General features: G+C 69.9%; 15 protein-coding genes and 1 pseudogene. 10 read left to right on the top strand and 6 right to left on the bottom strand.

Features of this window, described 5'->3' with window-relative positions; genetic code table 11:
- Positions 1-206 precede the first annotated feature (206 nt).
- Both OG207_RS20710 and OG207_RS20705 read right to left on the bottom strand, forming a co-directional pair.
- Positions 207-2,429, bottom strand: a pseudogene (locus tag OG207_RS20710) (heterodisulfide reductase-related iron-sulfur binding cluster); the annotation flags it as partial.
- A 110-nt stretch (positions 2,430-2,539) separates the two neighbouring features.
- Positions 2,540-3,073 carry a sugar transferase gene (locus OG207_RS20705; RefSeq protein WP_329099969.1) on the bottom strand — a complete coding sequence of 178 codons (534 nt, stop codon included), beginning with the start codon at positions 3,071-3,073 and terminating at the stop codon, positions 2,540-2,542.
- A 311-nt stretch (positions 3,074-3,384) separates the two neighbouring features.
- Between OG207_RS20705 and dnaK the strand changes: the two genes are divergently transcribed.
- The 4 genes from dnaK to OG207_RS20685 are packed head-to-tail and all read left to right on the top strand — an operon-like array spanning position 3,385 to position 7,587.
- Positions 3,385-5,229, top strand: coding sequence for a molecular chaperone DnaK (gene dnaK / locus OG207_RS20700; protein WP_329099968.1), 1,845 nt, complete (start codon positions 3,385-3,387; stop codon positions 5,227-5,229).
- Positions 5,229-5,894, top strand: coding sequence for a nucleotide exchange factor GrpE (gene grpE, locus OG207_RS20695; RefSeq protein ID WP_329099967.1), 666 nt, complete (start codon positions 5,229-5,231; stop codon positions 5,892-5,894). Before dnaK ends, grpE begins: the two co-directional genes overlap by 1 nt.
- A 39-nt stretch (positions 5,895-5,933) precedes the next feature.
- Positions 5,934-7,115 carry a molecular chaperone DnaJ gene (dnaJ, locus tag OG207_RS20690; RefSeq protein ID WP_329099966.1) on the top strand — a complete coding sequence of 394 codons (1,182 nt, stop codon included), beginning with the start codon at positions 5,934-5,936 and terminating at the stop codon, positions 7,113-7,115.
- Position 7,116: 1 nt separating this feature from the next.
- Positions 7,117-7,587 carry a heat shock protein transcriptional repressor HspR gene (locus OG207_RS20685; RefSeq protein ID WP_329099965.1) on the top strand — a complete coding sequence of 157 codons (471 nt, stop codon included), beginning with the start codon at positions 7,117-7,119 and terminating at the stop codon, positions 7,585-7,587.
- A gap of 87 nt (positions 7,588-7,674) precedes the next feature.
- Here OG207_RS20685 and OG207_RS20680 read toward each other — a convergent pair whose 3' ends face one another.
- On the bottom strand, positions 7,675-8,751 hold the full coding sequence (locus tag OG207_RS20680; RefSeq protein ID WP_329099964.1) for a helix-turn-helix transcriptional regulator: 1,077 nt from the start codon (positions 8,749-8,751) through the stop codon (positions 7,675-7,677).
- 291 nt (positions 8,752-9,042) lie between these two features.
- Between OG207_RS20680 and OG207_RS20675 the strand changes: the two genes are divergently transcribed.
- Together OG207_RS20675 and OG207_RS20670 are read left to right on the top strand one after the other, a co-directional pair.
- The gene (locus OG207_RS20675) at positions 9,043-9,666 is read left to right on the top strand and encodes a hypothetical protein (RefSeq protein ID WP_329099963.1); all 624 of its coding nucleotides are present in this window, start codon (positions 9,043-9,045) and stop codon (positions 9,664-9,666) included.
- A 29-nt stretch (positions 9,667-9,695) separates the two neighbouring features.
- Positions 9,696-9,977, top strand: a complete 282-nt coding sequence (locus OG207_RS20670) for a (2Fe-2S)-binding protein (protein WP_329107757.1) — start codon at positions 9,696-9,698, stop codon at positions 9,975-9,977.
- Positions 9,978-10,111: 134 nt separating this feature from the next.
- On the opposite strand, the gene OG207_RS20665 is transcribed toward OG207_RS20670, so the two are convergent.
- The gene (locus tag OG207_RS20665) at positions 10,112-10,573 is read right to left on the bottom strand and encodes a pyridoxamine 5'-phosphate oxidase family protein (protein WP_329099962.1); all 462 of its coding nucleotides are present in this window, start codon (positions 10,571-10,573) and stop codon (positions 10,112-10,114) included.
- A 123-nt stretch (positions 10,574-10,696) separates the two neighbouring features.
- Here OG207_RS20665 and clpB point away from each other — a divergent pair, with 123 nt between their 5' ends.
- Positions 10,697-13,297 carry an ATP-dependent chaperone ClpB gene (gene clpB, locus OG207_RS20660; RefSeq protein WP_329099961.1) on the top strand — a complete coding sequence of 867 codons (2,601 nt, stop codon included), beginning with the start codon at positions 10,697-10,699 and terminating at the stop codon, positions 13,295-13,297.
- A 94-nt stretch (positions 13,298-13,391) separates the two neighbouring features.
- On the opposite strand, the gene OG207_RS20655 is transcribed toward clpB, so the two are convergent.
- Complete coding sequence (locus OG207_RS20655; RefSeq protein WP_329099960.1) at positions 13,392-13,850, bottom strand: hypothetical protein; 459 nt, start codon at positions 13,848-13,850, stop codon at positions 13,392-13,394.
- A 123-nt stretch (positions 13,851-13,973) separates the two neighbouring features.
- On the opposite strand from OG207_RS20655, the gene OG207_RS20650 reads away from it, so the two are divergent.
- Positions 13,974-14,519, top strand: coding sequence for a YbjN domain-containing protein (locus OG207_RS20650; RefSeq protein WP_266594553.1), 546 nt, complete (start codon positions 13,974-13,976; stop codon positions 14,517-14,519).
- Positions 14,520-14,522: 3 nt separating this feature from the next.
- Here OG207_RS20650 and OG207_RS20645 read toward each other — a convergent pair whose 3' ends face one another.
- Positions 14,523-15,713, bottom strand: a complete 1,191-nt coding sequence (locus OG207_RS20645) for a glycosyltransferase family 39 protein (RefSeq protein ID WP_329099959.1) — start codon at positions 15,711-15,713, stop codon at positions 14,523-14,525.
- 325 nt (positions 15,714-16,038) lie between these two features.
- Here OG207_RS20645 and OG207_RS20640 point away from each other — a divergent pair, with 325 nt between their 5' ends.
- Both OG207_RS20640 and OG207_RS20635 read left to right on the top strand, forming a co-directional pair.
- Positions 16,039-16,524 carry a prevent-host-death family protein gene (locus OG207_RS20640; protein WP_329099958.1) on the top strand — a complete coding sequence of 162 codons (486 nt, stop codon included), beginning with the start codon at positions 16,039-16,041 and terminating at the stop codon, positions 16,522-16,524.
- Positions 16,521-16,871 (top strand): hypothetical protein, encoded by a 351-nt coding sequence (locus tag OG207_RS20635; protein ID WP_329099957.1) that lies wholly within the window; start codon positions 16,521-16,523, stop codon positions 16,869-16,871. The genes OG207_RS20640 and OG207_RS20635 overlap by 4 nt, the downstream gene beginning before the upstream one ends.
- The last annotated feature ends 20 nt before the right edge of the window (positions 16,872-16,891 follow it).

The raw sequence follows: 16,891 nt of genomic DNA, 5'->3' as shown, positions 1-16,891 counted from the left end.
GCCTCGGCCTCCGGCTCTGCCTCGGCGGCAGCCTTCGCCTCGGCCGCCGCCTTGGCTTCCGCCTCGGCCGCCGCCTTCGCCTCGGCTTCTGCCTTCGCGGCCGCCGCCTTCGCCTTGGCTTCCGCCTCCGCCGCCGCCTTCGCGGCAGCCGCCTCCGCCTCGGCCTTGGCTTCCGCCTCGGCCTCCGCCGCGAGCGCGGCCAGCTCCTCCTCCGTCGGACCCGGGGCCTTCACCGAGTCGAGCAGCAGCTGCGCCACGTCGACCACCTGGACGTGTTCCTTCGCCTGACCGTCGTTCTTCTTGCCGTTCACCGAGTCGGTGAGCATCACGAGGCAGAAGGGGCAGGCGGTGGAGACGATGTCCGGGTTCAGGGACAGGGCCTCGTCGACGCGCTCGTTGTTGATGCGCTTGCCGATCCGCTCCTCCATCCACATCCGCGCGCCGCCGGCGCCACAGCAGAAGCCCCGCTCCTTGTGGCGGTGCATCTCCTGCTGGCGCAGGCCCGGCACGGCCGACATGATCTCGCGCGGCGGCGTGTAGACCTTGTTGTGCCGGCCCAGGTAGCACGGGTCGTGGTACGTGATCAGGCCGTCGACCGGAGTGACCGGCGTGAGGCGACCCTCGTCGATCAGGTGCTGGAGGAGCTGCGTGTGGTGGATGACCTCGTACTCGCCGCCCAACTGCGGGTACTCGTTCGCGATGGTGTTGAAGCAGTGCGGGCAGGTCGAGACGATCCGCTTCGCCGACTTCGGCTTCTTCGTCGACGGGTCCTCGTCGTCCTCGCCGAAGGCCATGTTCAGCATGGCCACGTTCTCCTGGCCCAGCTGCTGGAACAGCGGCTCGTTGCCCAGGCGGCGCGGCGAGTCACCGGTGCACTTCTCGTCGCCGCCCATGATCGCGAACTTGACGCCCGCGATGTTCAGCAGCTCCGCGAAGGCCTTCGTGGTCTTCTTGGCCCGGTCCTCCAGGGCGCCGGCGCAGCCGACCCAGTAGAGGTAGTCGAACTCGGAGAGGTCCTCCGCGTCCTTCCCGATGATCGGGACCTCGAAGTCCACCTCCTTGGTCCACTCGACGCGCTGCTTCTTCGCCAGGCCCCAGGGGTTGCCCTTCTTCTCCAGGTTCTTGAGCATCGTGCCCGCCTCCGACGGGAACGCGCTCTCGATCATCACCTGGTAGCGGCGCATGTCGACGATGTGGTCGATGTGCTCGATGTCGACCGGGCACTGCTCCACGCACGCACCGCAGGTGGTGCAGGACCACAGCACGTCCGGGTCGATGACGCCGTTCTCCTCGGCGGTCCCGATCAGCGGGCGCTCGGCCTCCGCGAGAGCGGCGGCCGGGACACCGGCGAGCTGCTCCGCCGTGGCCTTCTCGTTGCCCTCCATGTCCTTGCCGCCACCGGCCAGCAGGTACGGGGCCTTGGCGTGCGCGTGGTCGCGCAGCGACATGATGAGCAGCTTGGGGGACAGCGGCTTGCCCGTGTTCCAGGCCGGGCACTGCGACTGGCAGCGACCGCACTCCGTGCACGTGGAGAAGTCGAGGATGCCCTTCCAGGAGAACTGCTCGACCTGGGAGACGCCGAAGTTGTCGTCCTCGCCCGGGTCCTCGAAGTCGATCTCCTTGCCGCCCGAGGTCATCGGCTGCAGGGCGCCGAGCGCCGTGGCGCCGTCCGCGTTCCGCTTGAACCAGATGTTCGGGAAGCCGAGGAAGCGGTGCCAGGCGACACCCATGTTGGTGTTGAGCGAGACCACGATCATCCAGATCAGCGAGGTGCCGATCTTGATCATCGCCGTGAAGTAGATGGCGTTCTGCAGCGCGCTCGTCGAAAGCCCGTCGAAGGCCAGGACCAGCGGGTACGAGACGAAGTACGCCGGCTCGTAGCTGTCCACGTGGTGGATCGCGCCCTCGAGGCCGCGCAGGCACAGGATCGCGAGGCCGATGGTCAGGATGATGTACTCGACGAAGTACGCCTGCCAGGCCTTCGAGCCGGTGAAGCGCGACTTGCGGCCGGCCCGGGAGGGCAGGCTGAGCAGCCGGATCGCCATCAGGACGACGATGCCGAGGACCGTCATCAGGCCGATGAACTCGATGTAGAGCTCGAACGGCAGGAAGCCGCCGACGATCGGCAGCACCCAGTCGGCCTGGAAGAGCTGGCCGTAGGCCTGTGCCAGGGTCGGCGGCAGCGTCAGGAAGCCGATCGCGACGAACCAGTGCGCGAAGCCGACGATGCCCCAGCGGTTCATGCGGCTGTGGCCGAGGAACTCGCGGACGAGGGTGAACGTTCGGGCCTTCGGGTCGTCCGTGCGGCTGCCTGCCGGTACGGGTTGGCCGAGCTTCACGAAGCGGTAGATCTGCGCCACGGCTCGTGCGAGCAGCGCGACGCCGACCACGGTCAGGACCAGCGACACGATGATCGCGGCGAGTTGCATGGAAGGGCTCCTCGGGCGGCACTTACTAAGCGGTAACTTATGAAGTCAAGGCTTGAGGTTACCCATTCCCGACGCCGCAATGTAGCTGAGCGTGCGGTGATCTGTGTCGCTCAGGCGACCCTTTGCCGGTACGCCGCGCGCGGGGTCTGCGCCAGGATCGCGAGGTCCATCCCGAGCCAGTGGTTCTCCACATAATGCCGGTCGAGCAGGGCCATCTCCTCCCAGGGGAGGTCCGAACGCGCGCTGACCTGCCACAATCCGGTCATTCCGGGACGTACGAGGAGTCGCTCGGGGCGGTCCGTACGAGTTTCCGGGCGCGGCCCGACGAGCGACATCTCGCCACGGACCACGTTCAGCAGCTGCGGGAGGCCGTCGAGGGCGCAGCGGTCCAGGACCGCACCGATCCGGCCAGTGCCGTCGTCGGTGCGCAGGCGCCACGTGCGGAACGGCCGGCCGGCCAGCCCCACCGCGGCCGCCCGTGCGAAGGGGTGGCCGCCCTGGGTCGCCCACAGCAGGGCGGTGATGGCCGCGAGCGGCAGGCCGAGCACTGCGAGCAGCACCACTGCCCCGACGAGGTCGCACACCCGCTTCGCCGGTGGGGCGGCGGGGACCCGTACGCGCGGAGCGGTGAGTGTGAGGGGCATGTCAGCACGCTGCCGCATGCTTCCGGCGGTCTCGTGGTGGCGCGCGGCCGCGGTGACCCGTTCGGCCGCGCCCGCCGCTATCGGGGGTGCCGTCCCGGGACCCCGTGCCTCACGCGCCGGCGAGGCCGAATCGTCCGGCCCCGCCGGCGTGTGGGGGTGGGATGTGGGGCTGGGATGTGGGGCGGAGTCCAGGGTGGTTGCGCGTAAGCATGGCCTAAAGGTTGAGTCGACTCGACTCAGCTCTGTTGACGCCGGCGCGGCGATGCGGCATGGTTGAGTCTGTTCCACTCAAGTCAGCTGGAGGAATTGAAATGGCACGTGCGGTCGGCATCGACCTGGGCACCACTAACTCCGTCGTCAGCGTTCTGGAAGGCGGCGAGCCCACCGTCATCACCAACGCCGAGGGCGCCAGGACCACGCCGTCCGTCGTCGCCTTCGCCAAGAACGGCGAGGTCCTCGTCGGCGAGGTGGCCAAGCGCCAGGCGGTCACGAACGTGGACCGGACCATCCGCTCCGTCAAGCGCCACATGGGCACTGACTGGAAGATCAACCTGGATGGCAAGGACTTCAACCCGCAGCAGATGAGCGCCTTCATCCTGCAGAAGCTGAAGCGCGACGCCGAGGCGTACCTGGGCGAGAAGGTCACGGACGCGGTCATCACCGTCCCGGCCTACTTCAACGACTCCGAGCGTCAGGCGACGAAGGAGGCCGGTGAGATCGCGGGCCTGAACGTCCTGCGCATCGTCAACGAGCCGACGGCCGCCGCCCTGGCCTACGGCCTCGACAAGGACGACCAGACCATTCTCGTCTTCGACCTCGGTGGCGGCACCTTCGACGTGTCGCTCCTGGAGATCGGCGACGGCGTCGTCGAGGTGAAGGCCACCAACGGTGACAACCACCTCGGTGGCGACGACTGGGACCAGCGCGTCGTCGACTACCTGGTGAAGCAGTTCGTGGGCGGCCACGGCGTCGACCTGTCCAAGGACAAGATGGCGCTCCAGCGTCTGCGCGAGGCCGCCGAGAAGGCGAAGATCGAGCTGTCCTCCTCCACGGAGACCACGATCAACCTGCCCTACATCACGGCTTCCGCCGAGGGCCCGCTGCACCTGGACGAGAAGCTCACGCGCGCCCAGTTCCAGCAGCTGACCGCGGACCTGCTCGACCGCTGCAAGACCCCGTTCCACAACGTCATCAAGGACGCCGGCATCCAGCTGTCCGAGATCGACCACGTGGTCCTGGTCGGCGGCTCCACCCGTATGCCGGCCGTCGCCGAGCTCGTCAAGGAGCTCACCGGCGGTCAGGACGCCAACAAGGGCGTCAACCCGGACGAGGTCGTCGCCATCGGCGCCACCCTCCAGGCCGGTGTGCTCAAGGGTGAGGTCAAGGACGTCCTGCTCCTCGACGTGACCCCGCTGTCCCTCGGCATCGAGACCAAGGGCGGCATCATGACCAAGCTGATCGAGCGCAACACCACGATCCCGACGAAGCGCTCCGAGATCTTCACGACGGCCGAGGACAACCAGCCGTCCGTCCAGATCCAGGTCTACCAGGGCGAGCGCGAGATCGCGGCGTACAACAAGAAGCTCGGCATGTTCGAGCTGACGGGCCTGCCCCCGGCCCCGCGCGGCGTCCCGCAGATCGAGGTCTCCTTCGACATCGACGCGAACGGCATCATGCACGTCACGGCCAAGGACCTTGGCACGGGCAAGGAGCAGAAGATGACCGTCACCGGCGGCTCCTCGCTTGGCAAGGACGAGGTCGACCGCATGCGCCAGGAGGCGGAGCAGTACGCGGACGAGGACCTGCGCCGCAAGGAGGCGGCCGAGTCCCGCAACCAGGGCGAGCAGCTCGTCTACCAGACGGAGAAGTTCGTCAAGGACAACGAGGACAAGGTCCCGGCCGACGTCAAGACCGAGGTCGAGTCCGCCGTCGCCGAGCTGAAGGAATCGCTCAAGGGCGAGGACACGGCCGAGATCCGCACCGCGACGGAGAAGCTCGCCGCGGTCAGCCAGAAGCTCGGCCAGGCCATCTACGCCGACGCGCAGGCCGCCCAGGCCGCCGGCGGTGCCGGTGACGCGGGCCAGGCCAAGGCCGACGACGACGTCGTCGACGCCGAGATCGTCGACGACGAGAAGCCGAAGGGCGGCGCTGCCTGATGTCGGAGGAGACCCCGGGCTTCGACGAGAAGCCCGAAGTCCCCGACGCCGGTCAGAACGACGCTGAGCCGAAGGCCGCCGACTCCGCCAAGGACGAGGCGGCCCCGGCCGGGGACGCAAGCCAGGACGTGGCGCTGCTGGCGCAGCTGGACCAGGCCCGTACCGCGCTCTCCGAGCGCACCACGGACCTCCAGCGGCTCCAGGCCGAGTACCAGAACTACCGCCGCCGGGTGGAGCGGGACCGGATCACCGTCAAGGAGATCGCGGTCGCGTCCCTCCTGACGGAACTGCTGCCGACCCTGGACGACATCGGCCGGGCGCGGGAGCACGGCGAGCTGGTCGGCGGCTTCAAGTCGGTGGCCGAATCGCTGGAGACCGTCGCCGCCAAGATGGGCCTGCAGCAGTTCGGCAAGGAGGGCGAGCCCTTCGACCCGACGATCCACGAGGCCCTGATGCACTCGTACGCGCCGGACATCACCGAGGACACCTGCGTGGCGATCCTGCAGCCGGGGTACCGGATCGGCGAGCGTACGATCCGTCCCGCACGGGTCGCGGTGGCCGAGCCCCAGCCGGGCGCGGCCCCGAAGTCCCCCGGTTCCGACTCGGCGGTCGCGGAGGGCGAAGCGCCGGACGGCTTGGACGCGGATGCCCCCGACAAGGGCTGATGCACCACACGTAGGAGCACGAGAGGAGGGACACCGGGGATGAGCACGAAGGACTTCGTCGAGAAGGACTACTACAAGGTCCTCGGTGTCCCGAAGGACGCCACCGAGGCCGAGATCAAGAAGGCGTACCGGAAGCTCGCACGCGAGTTCCACCCGGACGCCAACAAGGGCGACGCCTCGGCCGAGGAGCGCTTCAAGGAGATCTCCGAGGCGAACGACATCCTCGGCGACGCCAAGAAGCGCAAGGAGTACGACGAGGCGCGCGCCCTGTTCGGCAACGGTGGCTTCCGCCCCGGGCCGGGCGGCGGCGGCTCGTTCAACTTCGACCTGGGCGACCTCTTCGGGGGTCAGCAGCAGGGCGCCGGCCAGGCCGGCGGCTTCGGCGGCGGCCTGGGTGACGTCTTCGGCGGCCTCTTCAACCGCGGCGCCGGCCCCGGGGCGGGCACCCGCACCCAGCCGCGCCGCGGCCAGGACATCGAGTCGGAGGTCACCCTCTCCTTCACGGAGGCGGTGGACGGGGCCACGGTCCCGCTGCGGATGTCCTCCCAGGCGCCCTGCAAGGCCTGCTCGGGCACCGGCGACAAGAACGGCACCCCCAGGGTGTGCCCGACCTGCGTCGGCACCGGCCAGGTCTCGCGGGGCAGCGGCGGCGGCTTCTCGTTGACCGACCCCTGTGCGGACTGCAAGGGCCGCGGCCTGATCGCGGAGACCCCCTGCGACGTCTGCAAGGGCAGCGGGCGCGCCCGCAGCTCCCGCACCATGCAGGTCCGGATCCCGGCGGGCGTTTCCGACGGCCAGCGGATCCGGCTGCGCGGCAAGGGTGCGCCGGGCGAGCGCGGCGGTCCGGGCGGTGACCTCTACGTGGTCGTGCATGTCGGTTCCCACCCGGTCTTCGGCCGCAAGGACGACAACCTGACGGTGACCGTGCCCGTGACGTTCGCGGAGGCGGCGCTGGGGGCCGAGATCAAGGTCCCGACCCTGAACGGCCCCTCGGTGACGCTGAAGCTGCCCCCGGGCACCCCGGGCGGTCGCACCATGCGGGCCCGCGGCAAGGGAGCGGTCCGCAAGGACGGCACCCGCGGCGACCTGCTGGTCACGGTGGAGGTCGCGGTCCCGACCGAACTGTCCGACAAGGCCCGCGAGGCCCTGGAGATGTACCGCGAGGCGACGGGGTCCGAGGACCCGCGCTCCGCGCTGTTCGAGTCCGCGAAGGGAGCATGACATGGACGGCCGCCGACGACAGTCTTCCCGTCTGGGAAGCGGTTACCAACTCACCGACGAGACCCCGGTCTACGTGATCTCGGTGGCCGCCCAGCTCTCCGGTCTGCATCCGCAGACCCTCCGCCAGTACGACCGCCTCGGCCTGGTCTCCCCGGACCGTACGGCCGGCCGCGGCCGGCGCTACTCGGCCCGTGACATCGAGCTGCTCCGCACGGTGCAGGCGCTGTCGCAGGACGAGGGCATCAACCTGGCGGGCATCAAGCGCATCATCGAACTGGAGAACCAAGTCGCCGCGCTCCAGCAGCGCGTGGCCGAGCTCGCCGCAGCCGTGGACGGCGCCGCGGCGGTCCTCCAACAGCGCGAGGCCCAGGTCCACGCCTCGTACCGGCGCGACCTGGTCCCGTACAGCCCCCCGCAGCCGGGCAGCGCCCTGGTGGTCTGGCGCCCCAACCCCAAGCGGCCGATGGACTGACTTCGACCGAGCACGCACGAAGGCCCCCGCCCGGACAGCCGTCCGGGCGGGGGCCTTCGTCTTCTCACCTGTACCGCCGGCGGAGCGTCAGAGCCCTTCCCGGTCCGGGTCGAGGTCCTCGTGGCCCGGATGCCCCTCGCAGTCCTGCTCGGGGCCCAGGGGACGGCCCAGGATGCCGGACCGGGCGATGAGGTAGCCGAGCTGCGCGCGGCTGCCGCTGCCCAGGGTGGTGGCGAGCTTGGCTATGTGCGCCCGACAGGTGCGGACGTTCATGCCGAGGCGGCGCGCGATGGCCTCGTCGACGTGGCCCTCGATCAGGAGCTGGGCGATGGTCCGCTGGACGCCCGTTATTCCGCCGGGGGCGTTGCGGTACGTCACCTCCTCCTGGAGGGGCACGGCCCGGTGCCACAGCTGCTCGAACACCTTGATGAGGTAGTCGACCAAGCCCGGGTGGCGCAGTTCCAGGGCGACCCGGCGGTCGTCGCTCACCGGGATGAAAGCCACCGTGCGGTCGAAGATGATCAGGCGTTCGATCAGCTCCTCCAGCGTGCGGATCTCCACCTTGCCCATCGAGATCCGCTCCACGTAGGCGAGCGTGCCCTGACTGTGCCGCGCGGTGTGCTGGTACAGGGTCCGTATGCTGACCCCGCGGTCGATCAGCGGCTGGTCGCGCTCCAGGGCTTGGGTGAGGGCCAAGGAGGGCCGGGCGCCGCCGGGCTGGACCGTCAGCACCTCGGTGTGACATTCGGCCGTCGCGAGGTCCAGCGCGGCGTTGATCTGTTCGAAGCCCTCCAGCACCGTGATGGCGTGGGTGTTGGCCGGGCTCTGTGCGCTGATGGCCAGGAAAGGCTCGAAAGTGTCGGTGAGATCTACAGCGCTGCGCCGGCGGTCCTGGATCTCGCGTTCAATCGGATGGAGCCGTTGGGCCAGAGCTACGGACGGCGGAACCGGGCGGAGCTGGTTCGCGTCATCCGGGTCGGGCTGCAAAAGAGCGAATTCAAGCAGGCAGGGGGCGTTCTGGATCTCGCCCCGGGCGATCCGGCCGGTACTCAGTGCGGTCGCATAGAGCCGCGCCCCCTCGGTGCACATGGACGTCACAGGGTGGGGATGTGTCGCTTTTGTCTCGCTTCGCGTCAAATCTCCACCCCCCAGGGTCCTGAACATGCAAGAACATGATGCATCGTCCCTGTGGCATTGACGTGCCTGAATGAGCCATCGTCTGTCACGCGGGGGAGAGGATTCCATCAAGTGAGGACGAAGCCGACCATGTACAAGAGAATGCTTCGCTCGGTGCTTGCCATAGTTTTCTCCGCCGTTGCGGGTTTTGGGGCAGTCAGCGCCGTCGAAAGTGACGCGGGGAGCGCTAGGGACGGTCAGGGTACGGGCCTGACGAGCAGCGACGACACCGGCTGGACCACGGCTCCCGCGGGTAAGTACGCGGACACGGGCTGGACCATGGCGCCTGCGGGTAAGAGCGGCGACACCGGCTGGACCACGGCCCCTGCAGGTAAGGGCGACACCGGCTGGACCACGGCCCCTGCGGGTAAGAACGACGACACCGGCTGGACCACGACGCCTGCGGGTAAGGGTGACACGGGCTGGACCACGACTCCCGCGGGTAAGGACGACACCGGCTGGACCACGGCCCCTGCGGGTAAGAACGACGACACCGGCTGGACCACGACGCCTGCGGGTAAGGGTGACACGGGCTGGACCACGACGCCTGCGGGTAAGGACGACACCGGCTGGACCACGGCCCCTGCGGGTAAGAACGACGACACCGGCTGGACCACGACGCCTGCGGGTAAGGGTGACACGGGCTGGACCACGACTCCCGCGGGTAAGGACGACACCGGCTGGACCACGGCCCCTGCGGGTAAGAACGACGACACCGGCTGGACCACGACGCCTGCGGGTAAGGGTGACACGGGCTGGACCACGACTCCCGCGGGTAAGGACGACACCGGCTGGACCACGGCGCCCGCGGGCAAGTACGCGGACACCGGCTGGACCAGTGGCCAGCTGGGCGGGAACGGCGACACGGGTTGGACCGATGCGCCTGTGACGGTGTCCGCGTGACCCCCGACGATCGCGGTTTCCGCCGCGAGATGGCCTCCGCCTACCGTTCGGGCTGGCAATTCATCGACCTCGCCACGGCCATCCCCCGCCCTGGCGACTCGGTGATGGTCACCCTTTTCGGACAACCGATCGTCGTCGTGCGCGAGGAGGACGAGGACGTACGTGCCTACCGGTGCCTGCGTCGCCCGCGGGGCGCGCCGCAGCCCGTCCGCTGTGAGGTGCGCTACGGAATGGTCTTCGTCAATCTCGATCGGCGGGACCACCAGCTCTTTGAACCCGACATCACCACCGCCACCCCCCGCAGTGCCTGAAGCGATTCCCCCGCCGTTCCAGATCGCTCAGGCGCTACCCCCACACAACGGCGCCATCGTGGACCTGACCACGATGGCGCCGTTGTGATGTCCGCGTCCAGTGCCTGAACCGGACAAGATGAAGGATCAACGGATTACGCGCGCCCCATGGCCCGGTCCAAGGTGATCTCCATGACGACCCGGTCTGGATTGGGCGACGGCGTGCGCCCGTAGCGCTCCGCGTAGCGCGCCACTGCCTCGGCGACCGACGTTTCGTCCGTGCGGATCACCGCGCGGCCCTCCAGCGTGGCCCAGCGGCGGCCTTCCATCTGGCAGACCGCGACCCGCGCGCCCGCGTGCGCGCCGCCCGGCCGCGCGGCCCGGCCCTCCTGCGCCTCCTGCACGCCCTGCGCCTCCTGCGCCGCCAGGATGTTGCGCACCTTCTTGCTGTGCCGGTTGCTGATTACCCGGGCCAGGCCGGCCTCCGGGTCGTACGTCACCCCCACCGGCACCACGTGGGGCGTGCCGTCGGGGCGCGGGGTGGTCAAGGTGCAGACGTGCCGCTCCCGCCAGAAGGCGAGGTACTCGGGCGTCGGGTTGAGTACGTCATGGGACATGGCCCGAAGGGTACGGGGGAACGCTGTTCTCCCGTGCCTTGAGTGGAATAGACTCAACTTTACATACGCTGACCCTGTCAGTGTTGTTGTGGGAGCTACCCCTCGGGGAGAGGAGAAGACGCAGTGGACGCCGAACTGACCAACAAGAGCCGGGACGCGCTGAACGCGGCCACCAGCAGGGCCGTCAAGGACGGTCATGCGGATCTGACCCCCGCGCACCTGCTGCTGGCCCTGCTCGTCGGCGAGGACAACGAGAACGTCATCGACCTGCTGGTCGCCACCGACGCCGACCAGGCCGCCGTCCGGGCCGGGGCCGAGCGGCTGCTCGCCGCCCTGCCCAGCGTCACCGGCTCCACCGTCGCGCCCCCGCAGCCCACCCGCGACCTGCTCGCCGTGCTCGCCGAGGCGGACGCGGAAGCCGGCAAGCTCGGCGACGACTACCTCTCCACCGAACACCTCCTCATCGCCGTCGCCGCCAAGGGCGGCGCGGCCGGCGAGGTCCTTTCCGCCCAGGGCGCGACGGCGAAGAAGCTGCTCGACGCCTTCGAGAATGCACGAGGAGGACGGCGGGTGACCACCCCCGATCCCGAGGGTCAGTACAAGGCCCTGGAGAAGTTCGGCACCGACTTCACGGCAGCCGCGCGTGAGGGCAAGCTCGACCCGGTCATCGGCCGCGACCACGAGATCCGGCGCGTCGTCCAGGTGCTCTCGCGCCGGACGAAGAACAACCCCGTGCTCATCGGCGAGCCCGGCGTCGGCAAGACCGCCGTCGTCGAGGGCCTGGCCCAGCGCATCGTCAAGGGCGACGTCCCCGAGTCCCTGAAGAACAAGCGCCTGGTCTCCCTGGACCTCGGCGCGATGGTCGCCGGCGCCAAGTACCGCGGCGAGTTCGAGGAGCGGCTGAAGACCGTACTGGCCGAGATCAAGTCGAGCGACGGCCAGATCATCACCTTCATCGACGAGCTGCACACGGTCGTCGGCGCCGGTGCCGGCGGCGACTCCGCCATGGACGCGGGCAACATGCTCAAGCCCATGCTGGCCCGCGGCGAGCTGCGGATGGTCGGCGCGACCACGCTCGACGAGTACCGCGAGCGCATCGAGAAGGACCCGGCGCTGGAGCGGCGCTTCCAGCAGGTACTGGTCGCCGAGCCGTCCGTCGAGGACACGATCGCGATCCTGCGCGGGCTCAAGGGCCGCTACGAGGCCCACCACAAGGTCGTCATCAACGACAGTGCGCTGGTGGCCGCCGCGACCCTCTCCGACCGTTACATCACCTCCCGCTTCCTCCCCGACAAGGCCATCGACCTCGTCGACGAGGCCGCGTCCCGGCTGCGCATGGAGATCGACTCCTCCCCGCTGGAGATCGACGAGCTCCAGCGCTCCGTGGACCGGCTGCGGATGGAGGAGCTGGCCCTGAAGAACGAGTCCGACCCGGCCTCGATCGAGCGCCTGGAGAAGATCCGCAAGGACCTCGCGGACCGGGAGGAGGAGCTGCGCGGGCTGACCGCCCGCTGGGAGAAGGAGAAGCAGTCCCTCAACCGGGTCGGCGAGCTCAAGGAGCGCCTGGACGACCTGCGCGGGCAGGCCGAGCGCGCCCAGCGCGACGGCGACTTCGATACCGCCTCCAAGCTGCTCTACGGGGAGATCCCGACCCTGGAGCGCGAGCTGGCGGAGGCCACCGAGGAGGAGGCGGAGGCCTCCAAGACCGGACACTCCAAGGACTCGATGGTCAAGGACGAGGTCGGCCCCGACGACATCGCCGACGTGGTGGGCGCCTGGACCGGCATCCCGGCCGGCCGCCTGCTGGAGGGCGAGACCCAGAAGCTGCTGCGCATGGAGGACGAGCTGGGCCGCCGCCTGATCGGCCAGGGCGAGGCCGTCCGGGCCGTCTCCGACGCCGTGCGCCGCACCCGGGCCGGCATCGCAGACCCGGACCGCCCGACCGGCTCCTTCCTCTTCCTCGGCCCGACGGGCGTGGGCAAGACGGAGCTGGCGAAGGCGCTCGCGGACTTCCTCTTCGACGACGAGCGGGCCATGGTCCGCATCGACATGTCGGAGTACGGCGAGAAGCACAGCGTGGCCCGTCTCGTCGGCGCCCCGCCCGGCTACGTCGGCTACGAGGAGGGCGGCCAGCTCACCGAGGCCGTCCGCCGCCGCCCGTACAGCGTGGTGCTCCTGGACGAGGTGGAGAAGGCCCATCCCGAGGTCTTCGACGTGCTGCTCCAGGTCCTGGACGACGGCCGGCTCACGGACGGCCAGGGTCGGACCGTGGACTTCCGCAACGCCATCCTGATCTTGACCTCGAACCTGGGCAGTCAGTTCCTGGTGGATCCGCTGACCCCGCCGGAGCAGAAGAAGCAGCAGGTCCTGGACGTGGTGCGGGCCTCCTTCAAGCCGGAGTTCCTCAACCGCCTGGACGACCTGGTGGTCTTCTCCGCACTGACCCAGGACGAGCTCGCGCACATCGCGCAGCTCCAGATCGACCGCCTGGCGCGGCGCCTGGCCGACCGCAGGCTGACCCTGGACGTCACGCCCGAGGCCCTGGCCTGGCTGGCTGAGAAGGGCAACGACCCGGCGTACGGCGCCCGGCCGCTGCGCCGGCTGATCCAGACGGCGATCGGGGACCGCCTGGCCAAGGAGATCCTCTCCGGCGAGGTCCGGGACGGCGACACCGTACGGGTCGACGTGGCGGGGGAGGACCTGCTGGTCGGCAAGGCCCTCTGAGCGTGGCGGCCGCCCCGGGACACGGCCGCCGCCCCGGGGCACGGCCGCCGTCTTGAGGACGCGGCCGGCCGCCCCCGGGGCACCGCCGACCGCCTCAGGACGCGTCGAAGCGGACCTTCGCGGTCGTGCCGACCTCCGGGGTAATCCGCATGCGCAGCCCGGCCGCCCGGCCGGGCTGCGGCGCGTCGTGGGCGAGGACGAAGCACCCCTCGCTCTCCGGGTCGTAGTTCTCCGGATGGGGTCCGGGGCAGCCGACCTGCTCCGGTGCCTTCGGAAAGGACGCGACCCACGCCTGGGTATCGGCGTGTTCCATGCGGAACGTGCCCAGGACCGTCGTGCGGCCGTCGGCCGCCTCGGTCCGGTCGCACTTCGCGTTCCGCATGCCCGCCGGCGGGGCCATCCGGGCGAACTCCATGACCCGCGCGCAGTCGGCCGTCCCCCGGGGGCCGCCCCCGTCGCCCGGATCCTCCATGACCCGCCACAGCGCCCCGGCGCCCACGGCGACGCAGACGGCCAGCGACAGCCCCAGGACCGGCTTGAACGTACCGCGCACGGCGATCCGCCCCCCTTACTCGATTCTTACGCTTTCTGCCCGGAGCGGATCGTACGTGCGGGGCTGGACACGGGGTGGGCGCAATGGGGGAGGATGCAGGTATCCGCACGAAGGGAAAACACGGTGAGCATCGACCCGGCCTCGATTCCGAACTTCGGAGGGCAGCAGCCCGATCCGCAGGCCACAGGACCGGCGGGCCCCGTCGTCCCCGACCAGGATCTGGTCAAGCAGCTGCTGGAGCAGATGGAGCTCAAGTACGTCGTCGACGACGAGGGTGACCTCGCGGCGCCGTGGGAGGAGTTCCGCACGTACTTCATGTTCCGCGGCGAGGACGAGCAGCAGGTCTTCTCGGTGCGGACCTTCTACGACCGTCCGCACAAGATCGACGAGAAGCCGCAGCTTCTCGAGTCGATCGACGACTGGAACCGCCGCACCCTGTGGCCGAAGGTCTACAGCCACACCCACGACGACGGCTCGGTCCGCCTGATCGGTGAGGCGCAGATGCTGATCGGCACCGGCGTCAACCTGGAGCACTTCGTGTCCTCCACGGTCAGCTGGGTCCGCGCGTCCATCGAGTTCGACAAGTGGCTCGTCGAGCAGCTCGGCCTGGAGCAGGACATCGACTCCACCGACGGCGACGACGACAGCAACGGCGACGCGGACAGCTAGCCGTTACAGCGGCACACGGGCGATCAGCAGCAGGTAGAGCCCGTAGCCGTAGCCGAGCCCGGCCACCACCGCGGTCACCATGACCGCGGTGCCAGGCCGGGCTTTCGCCATGACGGCGGCCAGCGGCAGGAGCAGCGGGAAGGCCGGCAGCAGGAATCGCGGCTTGGACTCGAAGAATCCGGCCCCGCCGAAACCGATGACCAGCAGCACCGCGGTGTAAGTGAGCAGCGCCAGCGGGGTGCGGTCCAGGACCAGCAGCACCGCCAGCAGCCCGGCCGCGGCCAGCAGGACCACGGTCACGGTGGTGGCGAGCGGCACGGCTCCGCCGGTCAGCACCCGCTCGGCGGAGCGCAGTGCCCCGATGCCGAAGTCGAAGCGGGAGCCCCAGCCGCGCTGGACGGCGAAGTAGCCGCCGAGGGGATCGCTCACCTTCGCCCCGACGGCCAGGACGTACGCCGCCCAGCCCGCCGGCGCCACCAGCCCGGCCAGCCACACCTCGGGTGCCCGGGATCTTCGTACGAGGATCGCGTACAGGGCCGTGGCCGAGACGGCGGCCGCGACGGCCAGCCCGGTGGGCCGGGTCAGCCCGGCCAGTACGGCGAGGCCGGCGGCCCACAGCCAGCGGCCGCGCAGCAGGGCGTACAGCGTCCAGGCGGCGAAGGCGGTCAGCAGGGCCTCGGTGTAGGCGAGGGTGAGCACCACGGCGTGCGGCAGTGCCGCCCACAGCCCCACGAGCAGCAGCCCGGCGCGCGGCCCGATCACCTGCTCTCCGACCCGGTAGATCCCGAGGGCGGCCACGGCGGCGGAGACCCATGCGACGAGGAGGGCGGCGGGGACCATCCCGCCGGGCAGTATCTCGGAGACCAGCCGTATCAGGGTGGGGTAGAGCGGGAAGAAGGCGTAGTCGCTCTGGACGGGCCCGGTTCCGGTGGTGGCCTCGGGCCACATCAGGGTCCGCCCGTAGCCGTGGGCGGCGATCCGGAGGTACCAGTCCGAGTCCCAGGACCTGCCGAGCACCTTCAGCGGATCCCGCCCGGCCCACCAGGCCCCGAGGCCGAGCACCAGCACCCCGGCCCCGCGCACGGCGGCGAACACCCCGAGCGCGAGCACGGTGGTCGGCGCGGCCGACCGCACGGCCCGGACCGCGCGCATCTCCAGCGGCGACGCGGACACGGCCGCTCTGCCCGTTGCCATGAATCCCGACTCTCCAGCTCGCGGTGGTTCCGCTCACCCGGCGGTGAGGGCTTCGGGCACTTGCACGACGCACAGCTTCACACCGGCCCCACAACCCCGCAAGGACGCGGGGTGACGGACGTCGGAACGGCCCGTCCGAAAGGGACGGCCCACGGCCGGCGCAGCCGCTCGGCGGCCTCGCGCAGGACGTCCTGCACGGAGGCGGTGACGGGCGGGGAGCAGCTGTGCCGCGCGGCGCTGCCCGGTGCCCACCGCTGCCTTGGGGCGCTGCGCACCGGCCCGCTAAACCCTGGCACTCAGAACACAATCTGAGTACAGTCTGAGTATGAGCCTTGCTTACCTGGGAGCCGAACCCGAGTCGGTTTCGTTCACGGATCTGTCGAGAAACCCGAAGGCCGTAGCCGCCCGGGCCACCGTCCTCGGTGCTCTGCGTGTCACGCATCGGGACGCGCCCGACATGGTGCTGACGACAGCCGCGCACGCGGAACGCACCGAGGAGAACCTCACGACGGCGTCCCGGCTCTTCCTCGCGCTCATGAAGCACGATGACGGAGCCCGGTCGCTCCTGCTGGCGCTGCCCGAAGTCTTCCCGTGGGTGCGGCATCTGGACGACGGAGAGATGCGTGCGTTCACCGTGGAACTCCTGGAAGCGCTTTCCGATGCGGCGGAGCTGGGCGCGCGGGACGCCGTGCACCGCGCGCTCGTCTCCTGGAGGGCGACAGCTCGTATCAACGCGGATCCTGAGCAGCTCAAGGAAGCTCTGCGTCCGCTCGACGGGGACGACCTGGGCCCGGTCGAGGTGGGCGGGTGAGCCCGAAGAAGGGCGATCGTGTCAGCGTCCCACCCCTGAGCGGGTGGAACGTGGTCTTCGGGACCACGGAGGCCGTGACGGGGTGGGAGGAGCTGTGCCGCGCGGCGCTGCCCAGCGCCCACCGCTGCCTCGAGGCGCTGCGCACCGACCCGTTGTCGCGTGACAACTGGAACCGTCAGCACCAGCTGCGCGGGAGGCTCTCCACCAAGGATTGGAAGGGATCCGCGCTGGAGCAGTGGGAGTTCGAGGTCACGAGCGGCGGCCGGGTGCGCTACCCGGTCAGCCCCGAGACATCGACTGTCGTTCCGGTGTACGCGTCCACTCAGCAGCCCGAGGAAACCGAGTAGCTCGTAGTTCCCGTGCGGGA

This window comes from Streptomyces sp. NBC_01439 (assembly GCF_036227605.1).
Lineage (GTDB): Bacteria > Actinomycetota > Actinomycetes > Streptomycetales > Streptomycetaceae > Streptomyces.
This window is presented reverse-complemented; position numbering and strand designations above follow the sequence as displayed.